This window comes from Streptomyces sp. NPDC006872 (assembly GCF_040635845.1).
Classification (GTDB): Bacteria; Actinomycetota; Actinomycetes; order Streptomycetales; family Streptomycetaceae; genus Streptomyces.
Window position 1 is genome coordinate 122,720 of the sequence record NZ_JBEYIL010000016.1, and the last position, 16,793, is coordinate 139,512.

18 protein-coding genes and 1 pseudogene are annotated in these 16,793 nt (G+C 66.9%); 2 read left to right on the forward strand and 17 right to left on the reverse strand.

What is annotated here, in order from left to right:
* The first annotated feature begins 111 nt into the window (after positions 1 to 111).
* Positions 112 to 1,464 carry an aminomethyl transferase family protein gene (locus ABZ725_RS37670; RefSeq protein WP_358806906.1) on the forward strand — a complete coding sequence of 451 codons (1,353 nt, stop codon included), beginning with the start codon at positions 112 to 114 and terminating at the stop codon, positions 1,462 to 1,464.
* Between the two features lie 10 nt (positions 1,465 to 1,474).
* On the opposite strand, the pseudogene ABZ725_RS37675 reads toward ABZ725_RS37670, so the two are convergent.
* The 16 genes and pseudogenes from ABZ725_RS37675 to ABZ725_RS37750 form a co-directional block, all read right to left on the reverse strand.
* Positions 1,475 to 1,599 (reverse strand): annotated as a pseudogene (locus ABZ725_RS37675) (IS481 family transposase); the annotation flags it as partial.
* Between the two features lie 422 nt (positions 1,600 to 2,021).
* Positions 2,022 to 3,215: an FAD/NAD(P)-binding oxidoreductase gene (locus ABZ725_RS37680; RefSeq protein WP_358806907.1), complete on the reverse strand. Its 1,194-nt coding sequence runs from the start codon at positions 3,213 to 3,215 to the stop codon at positions 2,022 to 2,024.
* The gene (locus ABZ725_RS37685) at positions 3,215 to 3,412 is read right to left on the reverse strand and encodes a ferredoxin (RefSeq protein WP_358806908.1); all 198 of its coding nucleotides are present in this window, start codon (positions 3,410 to 3,412) and stop codon (positions 3,215 to 3,217) included. Before ABZ725_RS37685 ends, ABZ725_RS37680 begins: the two co-directional genes overlap by 1 nt.
* 25 nt (positions 3,413 to 3,437) lie before the next feature.
* The gene (gene hcaB / locus ABZ725_RS37690; protein WP_358806909.1) at positions 3,438 to 4,220 is read right to left on the reverse strand and encodes a 3-(cis-5,6-dihydroxycyclohexa-1,3-dien-1-yl)propanoate dehydrogenase; all 783 of its coding nucleotides are present in this window, start codon (positions 4,218 to 4,220) and stop codon (positions 3,438 to 3,440) included.
* 1 nt (position 4,221) lies between these two features.
* Complete coding sequence (locus ABZ725_RS37695) at positions 4,222 to 4,449, reverse strand: dihydrodiol dehydrogenase (RefSeq protein ID WP_358806910.1); 228 nt, start codon at positions 4,447 to 4,449, stop codon at positions 4,222 to 4,224.
* Between the two features lie 14 nt (positions 4,450 to 4,463).
* Positions 4,464 to 5,000 (reverse strand): 3-phenylpropionate/cinnamic acid dioxygenase subunit beta, encoded by a 537-nt coding sequence (locus ABZ725_RS37700; RefSeq protein ID WP_358806911.1) that lies wholly within the window; start codon positions 4,998 to 5,000, stop codon positions 4,464 to 4,466.
* Complete coding sequence (locus ABZ725_RS37705) at positions 5,000 to 6,319, reverse strand: Rieske 2Fe-2S domain-containing protein (protein ID WP_358806912.1); 1,320 nt, start codon at positions 6,317 to 6,319, stop codon at positions 5,000 to 5,002. Before ABZ725_RS37705 ends, ABZ725_RS37700 begins: the two co-directional genes overlap by 1 nt.
* Positions 6,320 to 6,385: 66 nt before the next feature.
* A complete protein-coding gene (locus ABZ725_RS37710) occupies positions 6,386 to 7,138 on the reverse strand; it encodes a class II aldolase/adducin family protein (RefSeq protein WP_358806913.1) in 753 nt (250 codons plus the stop codon).
* A 117-nt stretch (positions 7,139 to 7,255) separates the two neighbouring features.
* Positions 7,256 to 8,119 carry a formyltetrahydrofolate deformylase gene (purU, locus tag ABZ725_RS37715; protein WP_358807039.1) on the reverse strand — a complete coding sequence of 288 codons (864 nt, stop codon included), beginning with the start codon at positions 8,117 to 8,119 and terminating at the stop codon, positions 7,256 to 7,258.
* Positions 8,120 to 8,196: 77 nt separating this feature from the next.
* Positions 8,197 to 8,802 (reverse strand): 4-carboxy-4-hydroxy-2-oxoadipate aldolase/oxaloacetate decarboxylase, encoded by a 606-nt coding sequence (locus ABZ725_RS37720; RefSeq protein ID WP_358806914.1) that lies wholly within the window; start codon positions 8,800 to 8,802, stop codon positions 8,197 to 8,199.
* A 47-nt stretch (positions 8,803 to 8,849) separates the two neighbouring features.
* The gene (locus tag ABZ725_RS37725; protein WP_358806915.1) at positions 8,850 to 9,842 is read right to left on the reverse strand and encodes a hypothetical protein; all 993 of its coding nucleotides are present in this window, start codon (positions 9,840 to 9,842) and stop codon (positions 8,850 to 8,852) included.
* A 26-nt stretch (positions 9,843 to 9,868) separates the two neighbouring features.
* Positions 9,869 to 10,264, reverse strand: coding sequence for a RidA family protein (locus ABZ725_RS37730; RefSeq protein WP_358806916.1), 396 nt, complete (start codon positions 10,262 to 10,264; stop codon positions 9,869 to 9,871).
* Positions 10,261 to 11,613, reverse strand: a complete 1,353-nt coding sequence (locus tag ABZ725_RS37735; RefSeq protein WP_358806917.1) for a hypothetical protein — start codon at positions 11,611 to 11,613, stop codon at positions 10,261 to 10,263. The genes ABZ725_RS37730 and ABZ725_RS37735 overlap by 4 nt, the downstream gene beginning before the upstream one ends.
* Before the next feature lie 178 nt (positions 11,614 to 11,791).
* Entirely contained in the window at positions 11,792 to 12,868 is a 1,077-nt protein-coding gene (locus tag ABZ725_RS37740; RefSeq protein ID WP_358806918.1) for an amidohydrolase family protein, read from the reverse strand.
* 100 nt (positions 12,869 to 12,968) lie between these two features.
* Positions 12,969 to 13,628, reverse strand: coding sequence for an RraA family protein (locus ABZ725_RS37745; protein WP_358806919.1), 660 nt, complete (start codon positions 13,626 to 13,628; stop codon positions 12,969 to 12,971).
* Positions 13,625 to 14,332: a 4-carboxy-4-hydroxy-2-oxoadipate aldolase/oxaloacetate decarboxylase gene (locus ABZ725_RS37750; protein ID WP_358806920.1), complete on the reverse strand. Its 708-nt coding sequence runs from the start codon at positions 14,330 to 14,332 to the stop codon at positions 13,625 to 13,627. The genes ABZ725_RS37745 and ABZ725_RS37750 overlap by 4 nt, the downstream gene beginning before the upstream one ends.
* Positions 14,333 to 14,742: 410 nt before the next feature.
* On the opposite strand from ABZ725_RS37750, the gene ABZ725_RS37755 reads away from it, so the two are divergent.
* Entirely contained in the window at positions 14,743 to 15,534 is a 792-nt protein-coding gene (locus ABZ725_RS37755) for an IclR family transcriptional regulator (RefSeq protein ID WP_358806921.1), read from the forward strand.
* 72 nt (positions 15,535 to 15,606) lie between these two features.
* On the opposite strand, the gene ABZ725_RS37760 is transcribed toward ABZ725_RS37755, so the two are convergent.
* Positions 15,607 to 16,779, reverse strand: coding sequence for a 4-hydroxybenzoate 3-monooxygenase (locus tag ABZ725_RS37760; RefSeq protein ID WP_358806922.1), 1,173 nt, complete (start codon positions 16,777 to 16,779; stop codon positions 15,607 to 15,609).
* Between the last annotated feature and the right edge of the window lie 14 nt (positions 16,780 to 16,793).

The following is a 16,793-nucleotide window of genomic DNA, read 5'->3' on the forward strand; positions in this document are numbered from 1 at the left end:
TCGCGGTCGAATACCTTTCCCGTTCCTGCCATCTCGACGAAGCGAAGGCGGCTCGCGATCAGGATGGGGAATCCGCACCTACGCTGACCAACTGACGAAAGGCAATCGAAGATGACGGACAACTCTGTGCCGCCCCCGATCGGAGCCGTACCCGGATACCCGGACGTGCGTACCTACGTCAACGACCTCGGCTACCTCAACGTCTGGGAAGGGGACGGGTGGAAAGAGGAGTCGATGTCATGGAAGACCGGCTGTTACATGGCCATCAACCTGAGCGGGCCGATGGAGTTCACGTACAGCGGACGCGGTGCGCAGGCATTCCTTTCCAAGCTCGTGATCAACGATGTCCACAACTGGCCCGTCAGCACCTCGAAACACCTCGTGATGACAGGTGAGAGCGGCCTGATCGTGAGTCACGGTCTGGCCGTCCGCGACAGCGAGGACTCGTTCCGGATGCTCGCCGCTCTGCCCTGGCCGGCCTACTACGCGAGCCAACACGGCACGGACGGTCTTGAGGTCAAGGTGTCATGGCGCGACATCTTCATTCTGCAGATCGCCGGGCCCAGGTCTGTCGACGTCATCGAGAAGGCGCTGGGTGCGAGCGTCCGCGACCTGCCGTTCCTCGGTATCCGGCAGGTGAAGATAGCCGGCGTGGAAGCAGAGCTCGACGTCGAGCTTTCACGGATCGGCATGACCGGGAGCCTCGCCTACGAGATCCGCGGCGCCTACGAAGACGGACCGGCGGTCTACGACGCCATCCACCGGATCGGGCAGGAGTTCGACATCACGCGGCTCGGATGGCGAACCTACGCGGTGAACCACACCGAGGGCGGGTTCCCCCAGATGTCGTTCCACTTCCTCTCGTCCGTCTTCGCCGACGAGGTATACCTTGCGAGTCCGTTCGCGCTGAGCCTGACGCACCGGTTGTCGGGGAGCATCGACCCGACAAATATGCGGGCTCGTTTTCGCACCCCCAGTGAAGTGAACTGGTCATGGATGGCGAAGTTCGACCACGACTTCGTCGGCCGGGCCGCGGTGGAGGCCGAGAAGGCGGCGCGGAAGCGCAAGACGGTGATCCTGCGCTGGAACGCCGAGGACGTCCTCGATACCTTCGCCTCGCACTTCCGGAAGGGCGAAGAGTACAAGTACATCGAGTTTCCCTGCGCGCCGCAGTCGCCCGCCGGCGGTCACGCGGACCTCGTCACGAAGGACGGCACGCCCGTGGGAATCTCCTCGGCCGCCGTGTACAGCTACTTCTACCGGGAGATGATCTCGCAGACCACGATCGACATCGACCAGGCCACGATCGGCAACGAGGTCGTGGTCCACTGGGGCGACCACGGCGGACGCATCAAGCCGATCCGCGCGACGGTCGAGCGGTTCCCCTACCTCGAGCTTCCGCGCAACAAGGACATAGACCTCTCCCACCCTGCGACAAGCGAATCAGGACCCGCTCAGCAGTGAATCCGGCCTGAGCGAAGAAGGCCTGGGCGCGGGGCCAGAACCCGGTGACGGTTTCCTTCTTCTCGCCTGTGTGGATCTCGCCGGGGACAAGACACAGGAGTGGTCGTCGACGGTGGTGTAGAGGTGGCTGTAGCCAGCTTTCTTGCGCTTCTTGTGGCTGCCTGGCCCCTTCCCGGGTGTCGGATGGGCCCCTGGGAATCTGCCGAGAATCGCCTTTTCGCCCTGCGGCGGCCGGAGCGAGATGCCAGGTGGTGTCGACGCCCAAGATTTTCCCCAGTTCAGGCGGGCTGACCGTAAGACGATTCGGAAGTACCTGGCGAAGGCGTCAGGGGTCACCCGGGGCGGTCCGCCGATGAGCGGGGCCGCCTGGTCCGGGCTGATCGCGGGGTGGTTCCCCGGGCTCGTCAAGAGGAGGCTGCGGCCGGTCACCGTCCTGCGCTGCGCAGCCTGTTGCGGCGGCAGTTCGGCGCCAACGTCATCCACCAGCACACCGGCTACCTCGCGAAGGGCGGCTTTGACTTCGTCGCCAACGTGTCCGCCGGCTTCCCCAAAATTGCTCAGGTCTGCGCAGCCAACTGGTCGATCAGCTCCGCCGCAGTGGCTCCGTCGTCGATCGAGCCACGGGCAGTGGCCAGCGCGCGTGGCCAGTTGACGGTGAAGGCCCCGAGGAGTCTGTCGCCATCGTGGTAGATCGCGGCGAGCCTCTCCTTGGGGCCACGCCGCTCGATCACCGTGGCCTTGGCGTCCGCCTCCGCACGGCCGACCAACTGCAGCTTCGCCCCGTGCTGGTCGGACCAGAAGTAGGGCGTCGCGCGGTGTGTACGACGTTCACGTGGGTGCACGAGATTGTGTGCCACGGTGTTGGCCTGCTCGGTGGCGTTGGCCCAGTGTTCCACCCGGACGTACCGACCCGTCTGGACGTCGAACCGCCGGGCCACGTCCCCGAGGGCGTACACGTCGTCGACGCCGGCCGCAGCGCAGTACTCGTCGCACACCACGCCGTTGTCGAGTTCGATTCCGCTTTCTTCCAGCCACTCCGTGTTCGGTGTGACGCCGATACCGACCACCACCGTGTCCGCGGGTATGAGGCTGCCGTCGGTGAGCCGGACCGCACCCACCCGGCCCTCGCTCTCCAGTTCGGCGACTCCGACTCCGCAGCGCACGTCCACACCATTACGCCGGTGCAGTGCCGCCATGAGCTCCCCGACCTCGTCGCCGAGCACCCGGTGCATCGGTGTCGGCAGGGCTTCCACGATGGTCGCGGCGACGCCGAGTGCTCGCGCCGATGAGGCCACCTCGGCGCCGATGAACCCACCGCCGACCACCACGAGGGGGCCGCCGCGGGAGAGGCTGCGTCGCAGGGCAAGACAGTCGGCCATCGTGCGCAGGACGTGCACGCCCTCGACGTCCGCGCCCAGTAATGTTCGCGGCCTGGCCCCCGTGGCGATGACCAGCTTGTCGTAGCGCAGGCGAGTGCCGGACTCCAGCGTGACCTCATGAGCTACAGGGTCGAACCGCGAGGCCCGGTCCTCGACGCACCGGGCGTTCCACAGCTCGGCCGGATTACCGAAGAAGGCTTTCTCGGGCTTCCACTCCCCCAGCAGTACCTGCTTCGACAGCGGTGGCCGGTCGTACGGCGCGGTGGCTTCCGGGTCGACGAGTGTGATGTCGCCGGAGAATCCTGCGTCTCGCAGCTCCGAGACGGTCCGCACCCCGCCGACCGAACCGCCGACGATCACGACGCGGTCCATCATTCCTCCTCGAGCCAGATGGCCGCGGCGGGACAGCTGCGCACCGCCTCGGCGACACGGCTGCGCTCGCTGTCGTCCACGGTGGACCGCAGGACGACGACATGGCCGTCGTCGTCGATGTCGTAGACGTCTGCGGCGGCCACCACACAGTTGGCGTATCCCTCGCACTTCCCGATGTCCGCTGCGATCTTGATCATTGTTCCTCCCGGGCTGACGCGGTCGTCAGCGGTTGACTTCCATTCCGCCGTCGGGGTGCAGAAACCGTCCGGTCATTCCCCGTGCCCCAGCGGACGCGAGGAATACGTAGCTTGCCGCGTGATCATTCGGCGTGAGCGCGACGCCGAGCGGGTTGCGGGACTTCAGGTCGTCCGCACGCCCCGGTGTCCCGCCAAGGCTTCGCTCACCCAGCCCGAGCGCGGCGAGTCCTCGCAGATCCGTGTCCAACGTCCCGCCCGGGGCGACGGAGTTGACGGTGATGTCGGGGGCGAGTTCGTGTGCGAGGGCGATCACCGCACCGCGTACCGCGAACTTCGACGCCACGTACAGGATTCCGCCGCGGCCGGGGTAGAAGCTCGACGTCGAGGTGGTCAGGATGACCGTGCCGCGGGACCGGGTCAGCGCCGGCACGGCGGCCTTCACCGACGCCAGCTGGCTGAGGACGTTCACCCGGAACGCCTCCTCGAAGGCGGCCTCGAACACGGTGTCGTCCAGGTCCCGGATTCCGGTGTAGTAGTCGAACAGGCCGACACAGTTGACCAGCACGTCCAGTCCGCCGAACGCGTCGACCGCCTGGGCGACGACCTGGTGACTGCGCGCCAACGACGTGGCGTCGCCCCGCATCGTCACCACATCCGGCCGCTCGGCCCGAAGTCGGGCGCACTTCTCCTCGCTCAGCTCCAGTGCCGCCACCCGGGCGCCCTCTTCGAGATAACGCTCCGCCACGGCACGCCCGATCCCCGACCCTGCGCCGACGATCAGCGCACGCTTGCCGTCGAGTTGCGGCATCTCACTCGTCTTCCGGTCCATAGGGAGTCGAGAGCAACTCCGTGAACAAGTCGGGGTTCTGCCAGGTCAGGCTCTCCAAGGCGAGCGGGCAGAGCAGGATTTCGCGATCGGACTTGGCATCCCTGATGCGCAGCCGCATTCCGTTGCGGGTGCGCACCTTGGTGACGTGCACTTCGGAGAACTCGTTGCCGATGACGATGGGCTCGTCGGTCGCCGGATTTCCCTGCATGGCGAGGTCTCCCTTCACAGAAAGATGCCCAGGTTCTGCATGCGGAGGACGGATTCGTCGACCTCGATGTGCCGCCGGGCGAGTTTCAGCGATCCGTCGACGCGCCGCAGCAGATCGGTGCGCCCCGCCGAGAGAAACGCCGATTCCCGCACGTCACCACGGCTGCGGAAAACGAGTACGTACGACTCGACCCCAACCTCGTCGTCGTTGCCGGTACGAAGCGTCCGTACGTTGGTGACGAAGTGGCGCAGCCGCGACGGCGGGTCCTCGGTCCAGGCGTGTTCGGTGGCGAACCGCTGCACCCTCTTGCGTAGCGCGTACATGTCCTCGTCGAAATGGCTCATCCCGGGCAAGGTGTCGAATCCCGCGGCCTTGGCCGTGGTCACCCGCACGGGCATGAGGTACCGGATGTCCTCGGTCATCCGGGTCAGCCACTCGTCGTAGCGCTGCTTGTCCAGGAGGTATGCCTCCTCGGTCAGCCACTGGGCCGCTTCCTGATGCAGTGGGTCCTGATACGGGACGGGGACCGCGAGTTCATGTGCGGTGGTCATCAGTGGCCTCCCCTGGCGGCCGTGCCGGTCGGCTCACCGTGCAGGGCATGGCCGCCGTGCTCCAGATAGTCCGACCAGATCGACAGCCACTGGCGCTGGTTGTGTTCGCCGTAGCCGACGTACGCCGTGCCCGGTCCGGAGAAACTCGCCGGCTCCTGCGACACCAGATCGCCGTCGAGCGTGAGCCCCATCCGGCTGTTCAGCCGCAGGCGGTGCCCCATCGTTCCCTTGGCCGTCGACGTGATCGACACCCAGTTCTCCACGTCGTCCTGTTCGAACATGCCCGACGAGCCGAAGCACATCAGATACGCCTTGTAGGACTCCTCCTTGTACGACTCCGGTGCGCCCGCGTCGACGGCGAACCACGACAGCACCTCGGTCTCGGACTCGCTCACCGGCTGCCACTGCCGCAGCGAGATGAACGGGCGGACCAGGCCGTCGCCGTTGATCTGCGGCCAGTTGTGCACGAAGCTGAGATTGGGGAAGAGGGTGGCCGCGGAGACCATGAAGCCGTCCTTGCCGATCAGATCGCGGTGTTCACTGCTCCACGTCGTCCTCGTGGTCTCGATCATCTCGTCGGGGTAGCCGACGTAACGCATCCCCTCCTCGAAGGACAGGTCGCGCGGCAGCTTGTACGTCGTGCCGCCACCCCGTCCGGCGAAGTACAGGGCGCCCTCTTTGCGTTTGCTCGCCTTCGGTTCCCCGAACAGGCCGACCTCGACGACGCTGGTGTGGGTCTGCGGGGTGTGGTAGCTGTCCCCGCAGAAGTTCTCGGCGCCGATCTTCCAGTTGGCCTTGATCCGCCACCGTTGAGGTCCGCGCAGTTCGATGCCGGCCGGGCTCTGGTTCGCGTAGAAGTCCAGGTAGTACGCGAAGTCGCCGAGGTAGTCGCGCAGCGGCGGCGCGTTCTCGTCGAGGCTGGCGAAGACGAGGCCGCGATAGCTGTCGACCGACGGGGCGGGCAGCAGCGTCTTCCCCTTCTTGGGGAATCCCTTCTCACCGCCATAGGCATCGGCGTGGAAGGGCAGGCCGATCAGACTGCCGTCGTTCTTGTACGACCAGCCGTGATAGGGGCACCGGAAGTGTGAGGCGTTCCCGATCTCCGCCCGGCACACCTGCATTCCGCGGTGCAGGCACATGTTGAACATGACCCGCACCTGGCCGTCCTCGCCGCGCGAGACGATGAACGAGTCGTCCACGATGCGGCGGACCACGTAGTCGCCCGGGCTCGGGATCTCCGATTCATGGGCCAGGAAGACCCAGGACCTGGCGAAGATGCGGTCCCGTTCGAGCTCGAAGATCTCGGCGTCGTTGTACACGTGCGCGGGTATCATCCCCTGCCGCACTTCGGCCGCAATCGCCTGTATATCTACCATAGTTGGGGCTCACCCCTTCGTTGTTGTCGGCTGCGTCTCCAGGCCCAGGCCCTCGTGCCGCAGCCGTTCCTCGTGAAACCGCCAGAGGAAGCGATCGTTGAAGCCCGGCCCCAGGTCCGGGAGTTCCGCGAGATCTTCCGGCGGAATGTCCTGCAGCGTGCCGCCGCACCGCACCGTCTCCAGTGACAGGCGGGCGAGTTCGTCCACGTTGATCGCCCGCAACACCGCCTGCTCGACGGTCTGCCCGACCGCTGTCAGTCCGTGCCCGCGCAACAGGCACACCGCGTGCCCGCCCATGACCGCGACCATCTCCTCGGCCAGATCACGCCGCCGGATGAGCACCGACCTCGGGTACATCGGCAGCCCTTCCGCCGCGAGCCGCGTCGCCGGGATGTTGAACGCCCCGACGATCGGCCGCAGCTCCACACCGGCCAGCCCGGCCGCCACCACCGCCGGCGGATGGGCATGGACGACCGCCATCACCTCGGGTCGCGCCCGAAGTGTCTCCACATGCAACGGAAGCTCGTTCGGGGCGGTGTACTCCCCCAGGTCGCCCTCGCCGTCGAAGTCCAGCAGCCGGATCTCGTCCGGCGTCGTGAACAGCAGACCGCGTTCGTCCGAGCCGCGGCATCTCACCAGGAGCCGGTCCCTGCCGACCCGGACGCTGACGTGCCCCAGGATCCCGTCGATCAGCCCCTGCCGGGCCAGGATCCGGCACGCCGTAGCCACCTTCACTCGCATCTCGGCGAGATCGTCTGCCATCGGAGCACCTTCAATTTCGTTTCTCTGCACCGCAGATGGCCCGCTGCGCGGCCTGTTGGACGATCGGACGTTCGGACACGCGGAGAGTTCGGCGCCGGCCAGCCGCCCCCGGTGGCCTCACCTCAGGACGACGGTCCGGCCGTCGTTCAGCGCGATTCGGTTCTCCGTGTGCCACCGCACCGCTCTCGCGAGGGCCTGAGTTTCCGCGTCCCTGCCTCGTGCGGTGAGCTGTGCCGGACTCAGCGAATGGTCGACCCGCACGAGCTGTTGCTCGATGATGGGGCCCTCGTCGAGGTCGGCTGTCACGTAGTGGGCGGTGGCACCGACGAACTTCACGCCACGGGCGTGGGCCTGGTGGTACGGCCGAGCGCCCTTGAAACTGGGCAGCATGGAGTGGTGGATGTTGATGGCCCGTCCCTCCAAGCGTTTACAGAAGTCGTCGGAGAGGATCTGCATGTACCGGGCCAGCACCACAAGGTCGACTTGCTGCTCCTGCACGAGGGCCAGCAGCGCCTCCTCGGCGGCGGGCTTGGTCTCCGGGGTGACCGGAATGTGCATGAACTGCACACCGTGGCTGTGTGCCAGCGGCAGCAGGTCCAAGTGGTTGGAAACCACCGCGACTATGTCGAGGTGCAGCTCGCCGACGGAGTTGCGGAACAACAGATCGTTCAGGCAGTGCCCGAGTTTGCTCACCATGAGCACCACACGCTGGCGGGTGGACGGGTTCACCATCCGCCAGACCATGCCGAACCGGCCGGCGATCTGCTCCATGTCGCTGTTGATCCGGGCGTAGTCCAGCGGGCTGTCGTCCACGACGTGTGCGAACTCGGTGCGCATGAAGAAGCGGCCACTGATCGGGTCGCCGAATTGTTGGCTCTCCACGATGGTCGTGCTGTGCCGGACGAGCAACTCGGACACCGCGTGCACGATGCCCGGCGCGTCCGCGCAGGACAGCGTGAGGACTGCGTGCCGGTCGGATATCGAATGGTTCACGCGGGATCCTTCCTCTGAAGACGAAAGAGCGCCGGTCAGGCACCAACGACACGGTGAGGTCAGCGTCAGCCGGGGGGCAGCCCGTAGATGTCGAGGGTGGTCTCGCCCGCCGCGAGGCGGGCGATGATCGTGGCCTCCTCCTTCTCCCTCAGACGCGCCTCCGCCAGGACATCCGAGGCGGTCGCGGCCGAGACGACGACGACTCCGTCGGCGTCCCCGATGACGAGGTCGCCGACGCTCACCACCGTGCGGCCGATCCAGACGGGTGCGGCGAGTGCCCCATCGCCGCTGGGCTCCTTGCGAGTGCCCTGGATACAGATCCCGCGGCTGAAAACCGGGAAGCCCACCGCTGCCAGGGCCTCCACATCGCGGACTCCGCCGTCGATGACCAGTCCGGCGAGACCGCGGGCGGACGCGGCGTGGCTGAGCACCTCGCCCCAGTAGCCGTACTCCCCGTCGCCGACCACCGCGGCGACGAGGACCGCCCCCTCAGGGGCCTCTGCCACAGCTCGGTGCAGCCAGAGATTGTCGCCGGCCGGGCAGCGCAGCGGATAGGCCGGGCCGTGCAGACGCATGCCCGGCGCGACGGGCTTGATCCGGCTGGGCAGTGCACCGCGGCGGCCGGAGGCCTCGTGTACTGATGCCGACCCCGGCAGGGCTGTGGGACTCATGGAGTTCACGACGGACTCGTCAGCGGCTCGCAGTTGCGCCTCCCCGTTCATCGGGCCTCGCAGAACGCGAAGCCATGGCCGATGGGGGATGCGTAGATCGGGACGTAGTCGACGATGGTGGCGGGCCGCCCCTCGACGACCGACCCTCCGGCGATCCAGCACAGCGACTCCCGTGTCCCGTACTGGGGGCCGCCAAGACTCTCGAGACCGCTGGTCCCCGGACCCGGCGTGCTCACGTCCTGGCTCGGGTCGTCGCCGGGTAGATAGGCGTCGAACATGGCTGCCCAGCCCGCCATGTCCCCGGACCTGAGGTGCTTCAGGCCGGCGCGGTCGAAGTCCTCGTTGAGCCACGATCCCGGCCGACCGGGTGTGTGCCAGAGTCCACCCGAAGCGACCACCGCGACCGTCGTGTCCTGCGGATATTCCTCGAATATCGATCGCAGGGCCTGGCCGAGTCGACGTACTCGGCGTCCGCTGAGCTGCGGTGCGTAGAACGCGTTGATCAGTATCGGGACCGTAGGAATGTCGTAGTCGGTGAAGAAGCCGACGACCTTCATCACCGCGTGCGACATTCCGAGTTCGGGCTTCGGCAGGCTCATCATGAACGCCGGGTCGAAATCCCGCTGCAGCAACCCGTTCACCAGCGCTCGGGCGAGCCGGGGCGCTCCCGGCACACTGACGAATTCCGGCGGAACTCCGGAGTCGGACACAGGAGCAGTGGAGCGGCGCACTCCCGGCGGGAACCCCGAGAACTCCTCTCCGACGTATACCGCCAGCGAGGGGTGGTTGCTGAAGTCGAAGCACTCCTCCTGGTCGTCGCCGATGACCACGAGGACGTCGGGACTCCACTCCTCCAGCTTCTGCCGCAGCGCGCGGATCGCGTCCTGCGTTCGTTCCCATTTCGCGTCCATCTCCTCCTGCGACTCGACAGGGACCCCTTCCTGGTAGGACCGGCTGCTGCGTCGGGCGGCCCAAAGCTCCGGTGGGAGCGTGGTGTAGCCGCTGTGGGAGGTGAACAGAACACCCTTGAGAGTGGCCATCAGTGATCAGCCTTTTCCGTCGTGGGTCAGTGGCCGCCAACTGCGACGATCTCCAGCTGGATCAGCATGTTCCGGTTGAGCTGCAGGTTCATCGCATGCCGTGCCGGTCTGCTGTCGGCGTCCGGGAACAACCTGAGCCATTCCGTGTCGAGTGCGGCGCGAAGGCTCCGGTCGCTCAGATGTACGGTCATCCGGATCACGTCCTCGGCCGTGACTCCTGCCTCGACCAGGAACCGTTCCAGGTTCACGAAGGCGAAACGGACTTGGGCCTCGCCGTCGTCCGGGATTTCACCGGTCGCCGGATCGGAACCGTTGATCGCGGACGAGAACACGACGTCGCCGATGCGGCAGCCGGTCGGGATCGGCGCCTTGTGCGGAGTTCCGGGCACCTCGATGGATCTGCGCCGGGCAGGAGAGTTCACGGTTTCCGGCCTCCTGGGAGTTGGTTCGGAGCCTCCCGCCGGCTGCGGGTTCGTTGGCGGGGGCGTTCCTGGTAGCGGGGGATGCGATCCAGGTCGTAGGACGCGTTCGACGGGAGGTCGAGATAGGGGAACCGAGCCACCCGGGCACGGATGGGTATCTGACGTGTGCCGGGTTCTCCCCAGAGCACGACGACTTCTTGCCCGAGGTCGGTGAAGTCCGGATCCAGGAACGCCAACGAGATCATCTTCTTGTAGTGCAGCGTGTAGAGGCGCCCGGCAGACTTCCCGATCATCCGGCCCAGGCTGTCCACGACTTTGTCCTGGAGGTTCCCGGACGGACCGTCCAGGAGGTTCTGTGGGAACTGCATCTCCCGGGCGACGCCCGGGGTGTCGTCGAAGTAGGTTCCGTACACCTTCAGGACGTCCTGGTGGTTCCATTCGAGTGTCACGACCCGACGGGTCCTGGGGTCGTCCTTGATGGCCAACAGGGCGTCTCTGCCGACGAAGTCGTGGCCCCAGAAGACAGAACGACCCCAGCCCGCCTCGAACAGGTTCAGCCGGTAGGCCTCACGGCCCTGGTCCTGGAGGCTGCCTCGCAAGGGCACGGTGCGTACATCGCCGCCGTCGATGCCGACTGCGCGGGTGCCGAGGAAGTCCTGCACAGCCGGATCGCTCCAGTCGCTCATGAAGTGCAGGCCTTGTTGCGGGTAGCCGTTCTCGGTGTGGTTGCTCATGTAGGCGAGCCGACCCAGGACTCGGAGTCCGAAGGCCTGACCGACCCGCAGGACCTCCTCGTAGAGTTCCGTGAGGTGGTCGATGCCGTCCGCGTGGACTTCGTACGCCAGGGTGCCTGCCATTCCCATGCGGACCACGCGGACTTCGTGACCCAGGATTCGGGCGGCTCGGAACCGCATGAACCGCAGATCGTGCAGGTCCTCGCGAACGACGTTCTCCAGCACTTCCAGCGCCCGTGGCCCACCGAGCTGGAAGATCAGGCCCTGTGTCGCCCGCGGTTCGAACGGTTCCACGTCGAATTTCCCCGAGGCCGCGTACATCGAGACGAACGGCTCGCGGACGTTCATCTCGAAGACGTCCTCGGCGAGCCTGAGGCACATCCCGTCGGCGGAGATGTTCCCGTTGGACGCGCACGTGACGACGTGCTTGGCCGTGCCGACCGGGAACTTCGCGAGGCTGAAGTTGTTGACGAAGGCGTGGCTCAGCAGGCTTTCGGCTCCTGGACCGCGCAGATGGACGTTCTTGCCGGTGCCGGAGAGCATCGTGTGCAGGTAGCAGTCCTCTTTCCAGGAGAGGCTCTCGTTCTGCCAGCCCGTGACCTGGTAGGGCAGCATGACTCCCGGGATTCCTCCGCGGGTGCTGTAGCTATTGACGGCTGGGTTGTAAGGAATGGCCGGTGTGTGCGCGAACCCGTTGCTCCGGTGGTTGTTGATGCCCATGAGTGTCCTCACTCGTCGATCGGTCGTTCGTGGGTCGGTGCGGACGAACGCCGGCTGCGTGGCGGCGCCGCTGTCAGGCCGTGGCCTGGTCCGTGGCGAACGGGGCTGATGCCGCGAGGAGTGGGAACACCGTCAGCGGGTTGTCGTGCAGGATGCGGACGCGGTCGTTGTCGCTGAGGAAGTCGTAACTCCGCAGGACGGCGACGAGATCGTCGCTCGGGCGGTTCGTACCGACGTTGAGCACGGCGCTTCCCGATCCCGGGACCTCGGTCCCGAACACCATCCGCTCGACTCCGTACTGCCGGATCGCGGCCCGGAGGAAGACCGGGTCGTACGCGCACGTGTCGACGAACAGATTGCGGGAGAGGTCTCTGGCAGCGCCGTGGCCGGTCTCGGTGACGGGCATCTGAGCTGATCCGCCCATCCGCTGCCCGCTCGACGGGCCGTGCTCCAGCATGCGCCGCAAGGCACCTCCGCAGTGGCACACCACGACCCGAAGGCTCGGGAACCGGTCGAACACGTCGCTGTGACGGAACAGCAGCATGGCGAGTGTCTCTTCGGTGAGGCTGTTGTACTGGTAGCTGTGCGGGATGGGGTCGAGGCGTGGGTCCCTGCTGCTCGACGGATGCACGATCAGCGTGATCTGCCGGTCCTCGGCGAATTCGTAGAGGGGGAACCAGTACGGGTCGTTCATTCCCGGTGTGCGGCGGTCGCCGCCGGGGTCGGGGTTGACGAGCGCGGCCACGAAACCGAGTTCGTCGACACACCGGGTGAGTTCGCTCAGGAGGTACGCCGAGTCGTGTTCGGTGTTCTGCGGAAGCTGGGCCACACCGACGAAGCGTCCACGTGCGATCCGGCACTGCTGAGCGATGACGTCGTTCGTCGTCCGGGTCCACGCCTCGACCAGGTAGGGGCGTTCCCAGTGCATCATCGCCACCGGTCGCGGGGAGAGGAGTTGGACGTCGATGTCGCGCTCGTCGAGCGCGCGCAGGTGCGACTCCATCGCCTGCTCCAGCCGTGCGTCCGGGATGGAGAGCGCCCCGAATCCGGACGCGGTGCGCAGGGCCAGGATGTTGTAGGCGTAGGCACGGAACTCGGGTGGGGTGGACATGTGTCCGTGCGTGTCGATGACGGTGGCACCTCGGTACATGCGGCGCGGGCTCCTCGGGATCGGGGGTCGGCGGCGAACGGTCGGGGGTCCCCGGCGTGTGGTCGGGCCGAATTCGGCGACTGGGTGGTGGTGGCGCTGCTCAGCGCTTGGTCTGCAGGGAGTGATAGCCGTGCTTCGCGCGGGCTTCGTCGAGGCGCATGCCGCCGCTGATGGTGTCCTCGCGGATCGCGCGCTCGGCGTCCTCGATGGCGATCGCTGCCTCGGTGATCTCCGGTACGCGTTCCTTGGGGAGGACCACCACGCCGTCGTCGTCCCCGACGACGATGTCCCCGGGCCTGACCAGCAGGTCGCCAAGGACCACTGGAACCTGTGTGGCCTGCGCGCGGACCCGGTCCTTGCCGGTGCGCATCCAGCGGGCCCGTGCGAAGAGCGGGTAGTCCAGCGCCGCCGCCCGTGGAGTGTCCCGGCAGATGCCGTCGACAGCAGTGCCGGCGATTTCTCGCCGGGCCGCGAGTTCGGAGAGAAGCCCACCCCAGACCGTGGCGTCCAGTCGGCCATGATTGGAGAGCACGACGAACGCGCCGGTATCGACCTCGTCGAGGTAGTCGCCGACAGTGCCGCCCTCGGTGCCGACGGGCACGTACTGGACGGTGAAGGCCGGGCCGGCCACGGTCCCGGTACCGGTGATCCGCAGTATCGCGCTGGCTTGGACCACGATGGCCAGGCGGTCGGCGGCGTCGGAGATCGTCGGCGTGGAGAGCGATCGCAGGGTTCTGATGAGGCTCTCGTCGACTGTCATGACCGGGCGGTCCTGCTCCGGCCGGCACCGCGGCCGGACTTCCCGGCTGCGGTGAGCATCGTTTCGTAAGCGCCCGTGAGGACGTCCGTGACGTCTGCGCCGCGGCGCAACTGTGTTGCCATCTCCTCCTCCTTCGCGAAAATCGCCCGCGCGGTGGTGATCACGTCCGCGGCCCGTGCCTGGGGCACGAACACGACCCCCGAGCGGTCGGCGATGACGAGGTCACCGGCCGAGACCGTCAGTTCGCCGAATACAAGGGGCGTGTTCGTCGACACTTCGACGGTGCGTGAGCGTGCCGTCACGGGGGTAGCGCCATGCGCGAAGAGCGGCAGGCCGACTGCTGCCACGTCGTCGATGTCCCGGCAGGCCCCATAGACCACAACTCCCGCGACCTGCTTCAGGGTTGCGGCGAGTGCGAGCAGACCGCCCCACCCGGCGGAGACGCCCTGACCGGCCCGGTTGTCGACGACGATCACGTCACGAGGGCGGGAGTTCGCCAGCGAGCTGGCACCGAGGTGTCGTTTGGAAGCCACCGGCCCTTCTGGGGCGGGGCCGAGTTGCAGGGTTTGGACCCGGCCGACGATCCGCTGACAGTCCCACATCGGCGTGATGCCCGTGACCGCTCCGGGGAGGCCGAGCGCGTCGAGCGCATCGGAGACCGTGGGGGTGTCGAACCTCGCGAGGTGCTGGATGTGATCGGTCATGTCTCCCACTAATCCGGCTGACTGGTCGGCCTGTGCTTCCCAGCTTGCGATCCGGCGGGCTGTTGTCCGAGGGGTGGTCTCGTGTCACGGGACCAGTTCGGCTTCGGGACTCGGCGCGATGCCGCTCCAGGACAGGAATTCCGCGGGATGGCGATGTCCGGCTCTGCGCAGGCTCTGGGGCCGATCACGAGTGGGCCTGACGTGCGGCGTCGCTGCTTTCCGCAGATGGCTTCCCCGCTGGGAGAAGGCGTTCTCCGTGTTGTCGACGCTCCGGTCATGACGATCCGGCGGACCGGCCGCCGCGGGGAGGCGGGTCCCACGACTACCGACCTTGAACCAGCTCAAGACGGCTGTACTGAACGCAGGAGAGATCTGGACGCCAGGGGAATTCGGGGTGATACTCGGCAACCATGTCAGAGGGACGCGGAAGCATGCTGGAACGCGGCATCGGCGTGCTGCAGGCTTTTCGGCCGTACGGTCAGACACTCACCCTTGCGGCGCTCGTCGAGCGCACCGGCTTGGCGAAGGCCACCGTGCACCGCCTTGCCGACGAACTCGTCGAGCTCGGGCTGTTGGAACGGCGGCGGGTCGGTTACCGGCTGGGAATCGGACTGTTCGAGCTCGGCGAGCTGGTCCACACCAAGAGCAACCTCCGGGCGGTGGCCCTTCCGTTCATGGGCGATCTCTACGAGATCAGCCGTGAGACGGTTCACCTTGCCGTTCCCGACGGGACGGACGTGGTCTACGCGGAGAAGCTCTGCGGGCACAACAGCGCCGAAGTGCCGTCCCGTGTCGGGGGGAGGCTGCCGATGTCCTGCACCGCCGGGGGAAAGGCACTCCTGGCCCACGCTGATCGGGAGACGGTGGAGAAGGCGTTGTCCCGGCCACTGCGCAAGCTCACCGACCGCTCGCTGACTCACCCGGCCGAGCTGAACCAGCAACTGGCGGAGATACGTCGGACCGGGCTGGCCTTCGACAGCGAGGAGACGGCGTCGGGTGTGAGCTGTATCGCCGTTCCGATCTTCGTGGAAGGGACGGCGCGTGCGGCGCTGTCGCTGACCATGGCGACCGAGCGGCTCGTCGCGCCGAATATCGGTCCGGCGCTGCGCGCGGTCGGATTCGCCTTTGGGCGGGCCATGCACGAGTCGAAGCAGCGGTACCTGGAGAGTGCCCAGGGGCGGCTGGTCCGCGGCAACTGGTGAGCGACTCCCGGATGCCGTCCCGTCTCTGACTGCGAGGACCGACGGGCTGGCCCTCGCAGTCAGGCGCGCAGGTTACGGGGCGCCCCACATGGCGTCGCCATAGACGCGTGCGGCGGCCGGCGAGGTGGTCACCCGGTCCAGCCTCGCCCGGGCGACCCCGCGACGGAACGTCCCGGCCCGTGTGGCACTCCCCGAGTCGTGCAGCATCTCGGTGAACCAGGTCGAGAACTCCTGGTGGCGCCAGACCAGTCGCAGGCAGGTGTCGGAGTAGCCCTCCAGGCCCGAGGTGTCGCCGTTCTCGACGTAGGTGCGCACCGCCTGGGCGAACACATCGGCGTCGGCGAGGGCGAGATTCATGCCCTTGCCGGTGATCGGAGACATCAGGTGCGCGGCGTCCCCCACGAGGTGGAGGCGGCCGTGACTCATCGGCTCGTACACCGTGCTCTCGAGTGCGAGGACCTCCTTGGACAACACCGTTCCGGTGGTGTCCGGGTCCTCCAGCCGGGTCTGAATCTGATCCCAGATGCGTTCGTCCGACCAGTCGCTGGTGGTGTCCGACGGATCGCACTCCAGGTAGAACCGGCTGGCGGCCGAGCCTCGCGGGTACTGCGCCACGAATCCGGCGCCGCTGATGCCCAATCGTGGGCTGCCCCACAGGGGTACGTCGGCGAGCACCGCCAGCCAGGAGATGCCGTAGTCGCAGTGATGCCTGGTCAGCACGCCTTCGGGTACGGATGCCCGGCTCACCCCGTGTTCGGCGTCGCAACCCGCGATGAGGTCGCAGACGATCCTGTGCTCTTCGCCGGCCGCGTCTCGGTAGGTGACCGAGGGCTGGTCACTGTCCAGGTCGTGCAGGACGACGTTCTGCACCTCGAACCTCAAGTCGCCGCTGTCACTGAGGAAAGCGGCGATGAGGTTGGTGACGAGGACCTGCTGCGGACAGATGAGCGAGGTCGCGCCGATCGGATCGTCGAGCGACTCCTTGAGCTGATGGGTCTGGCCGTCCATCCGGACCTCGATGATGCCGGGGTACGAAGGCCCCTCAAGTACCTTCTCGGCGAGTTTCCAACGCTCGAACATCTGCACAGAGCGCGGATCGACCGTTCCGGAGCGCTGCCGCTTCTCGACGTAGCTGCGACTGCGGCACTCGAGCACCACGCAGTCGATGCCTGCCTGCTTCAGGAGGTTGGCGATCGTGAGCCCCGACGGCCCGGCGCCGATGATGGCGACAGTCGTCCTCGTCACCGCGGATTCCGGTC

Coding starts and splice junctions, on each gene's coding strand:
- ABZ725_RS37670 (WP_358806906.1), top strand. CDS start 112: ATGACGGACAACTCTGTGCCGCCCCCGATCGGAGCCGTACCCGGATAC.
- ABZ725_RS37680 (WP_358806907.1), bottom strand. CDS start 3,215: ATGGACCGCGTCGTGATCGTCGGCGGTTCGGTCGGCGGGGTGCGGACC.
- ABZ725_RS37685 (WP_358806908.1), bottom strand. CDS start 3,412: ATGATCAAGATCGCAGCGGACATCGGGAAGTGCGAGGGATACGCCAAC.
- hcaB (WP_358806909.1), bottom strand. CDS start 4,220: ATGCCGCAACTCGACGGCAAGCGTGCGCTGATCGTCGGCGCAGGGTCG.
- ABZ725_RS37695 (WP_358806910.1), bottom strand. CDS start 4,449: ATGCAGGGAAATCCGGCGACCGACGAGCCCATCGTCATCGGCAACGAG.
- ABZ725_RS37700 (WP_358806911.1), bottom strand. CDS start 5,000: ATGACCACCGCACATGAACTCGCGGTCCCCGTCCCGTATCAGGACCCA.
- ABZ725_RS37710 (WP_358806913.1), bottom strand. CDS start 7,138: ATGGCAGACGATCTCGCCGAGATGCGAGTGAAGGTGGCTACGGCGTGC.
- ABZ725_RS37720 (WP_358806914.1), bottom strand. CDS start 8,802: ATGAGTCCCACAGCCCTGCCGGGGTCGGCATCAGTACACGAGGCCTCC.
- ABZ725_RS37725 (WP_358806915.1), bottom strand. CDS start 9,842: ATGGCCACTCTCAAGGGTGTTCTGTTCACCTCCCACAGCGGCTACACC.
- ABZ725_RS37735 (WP_358806917.1), bottom strand. CDS start 11,613: ATGCTGCCCTACCAGGTCACGGGCTGGCAGAACGAGAGCCTCTCCTGG.
- ABZ725_RS37740 (WP_358806918.1), bottom strand. CDS start 12,868: ATGTACCGAGGTGCCACCGTCATCGACACGCACGGACACATGTCCACC.
- ABZ725_RS37745 (WP_358806919.1), bottom strand. CDS start 13,628: ATGACAGTCGACGAGAGCCTCATCAGAACCCTGCGATCGCTCTCCACG.
- ABZ725_RS37750 (WP_358806920.1), bottom strand. CDS start 14,332: ATGACCGATCACATCCAGCACCTCGCGAGGTTCGACACCCCCACGGTC.
- ABZ725_RS37755 (WP_358806921.1), top strand. CDS start 14,743: ATGTCAGAGGGACGCGGAAGCATGCTGGAACGCGGCATCGGCGTGCTG.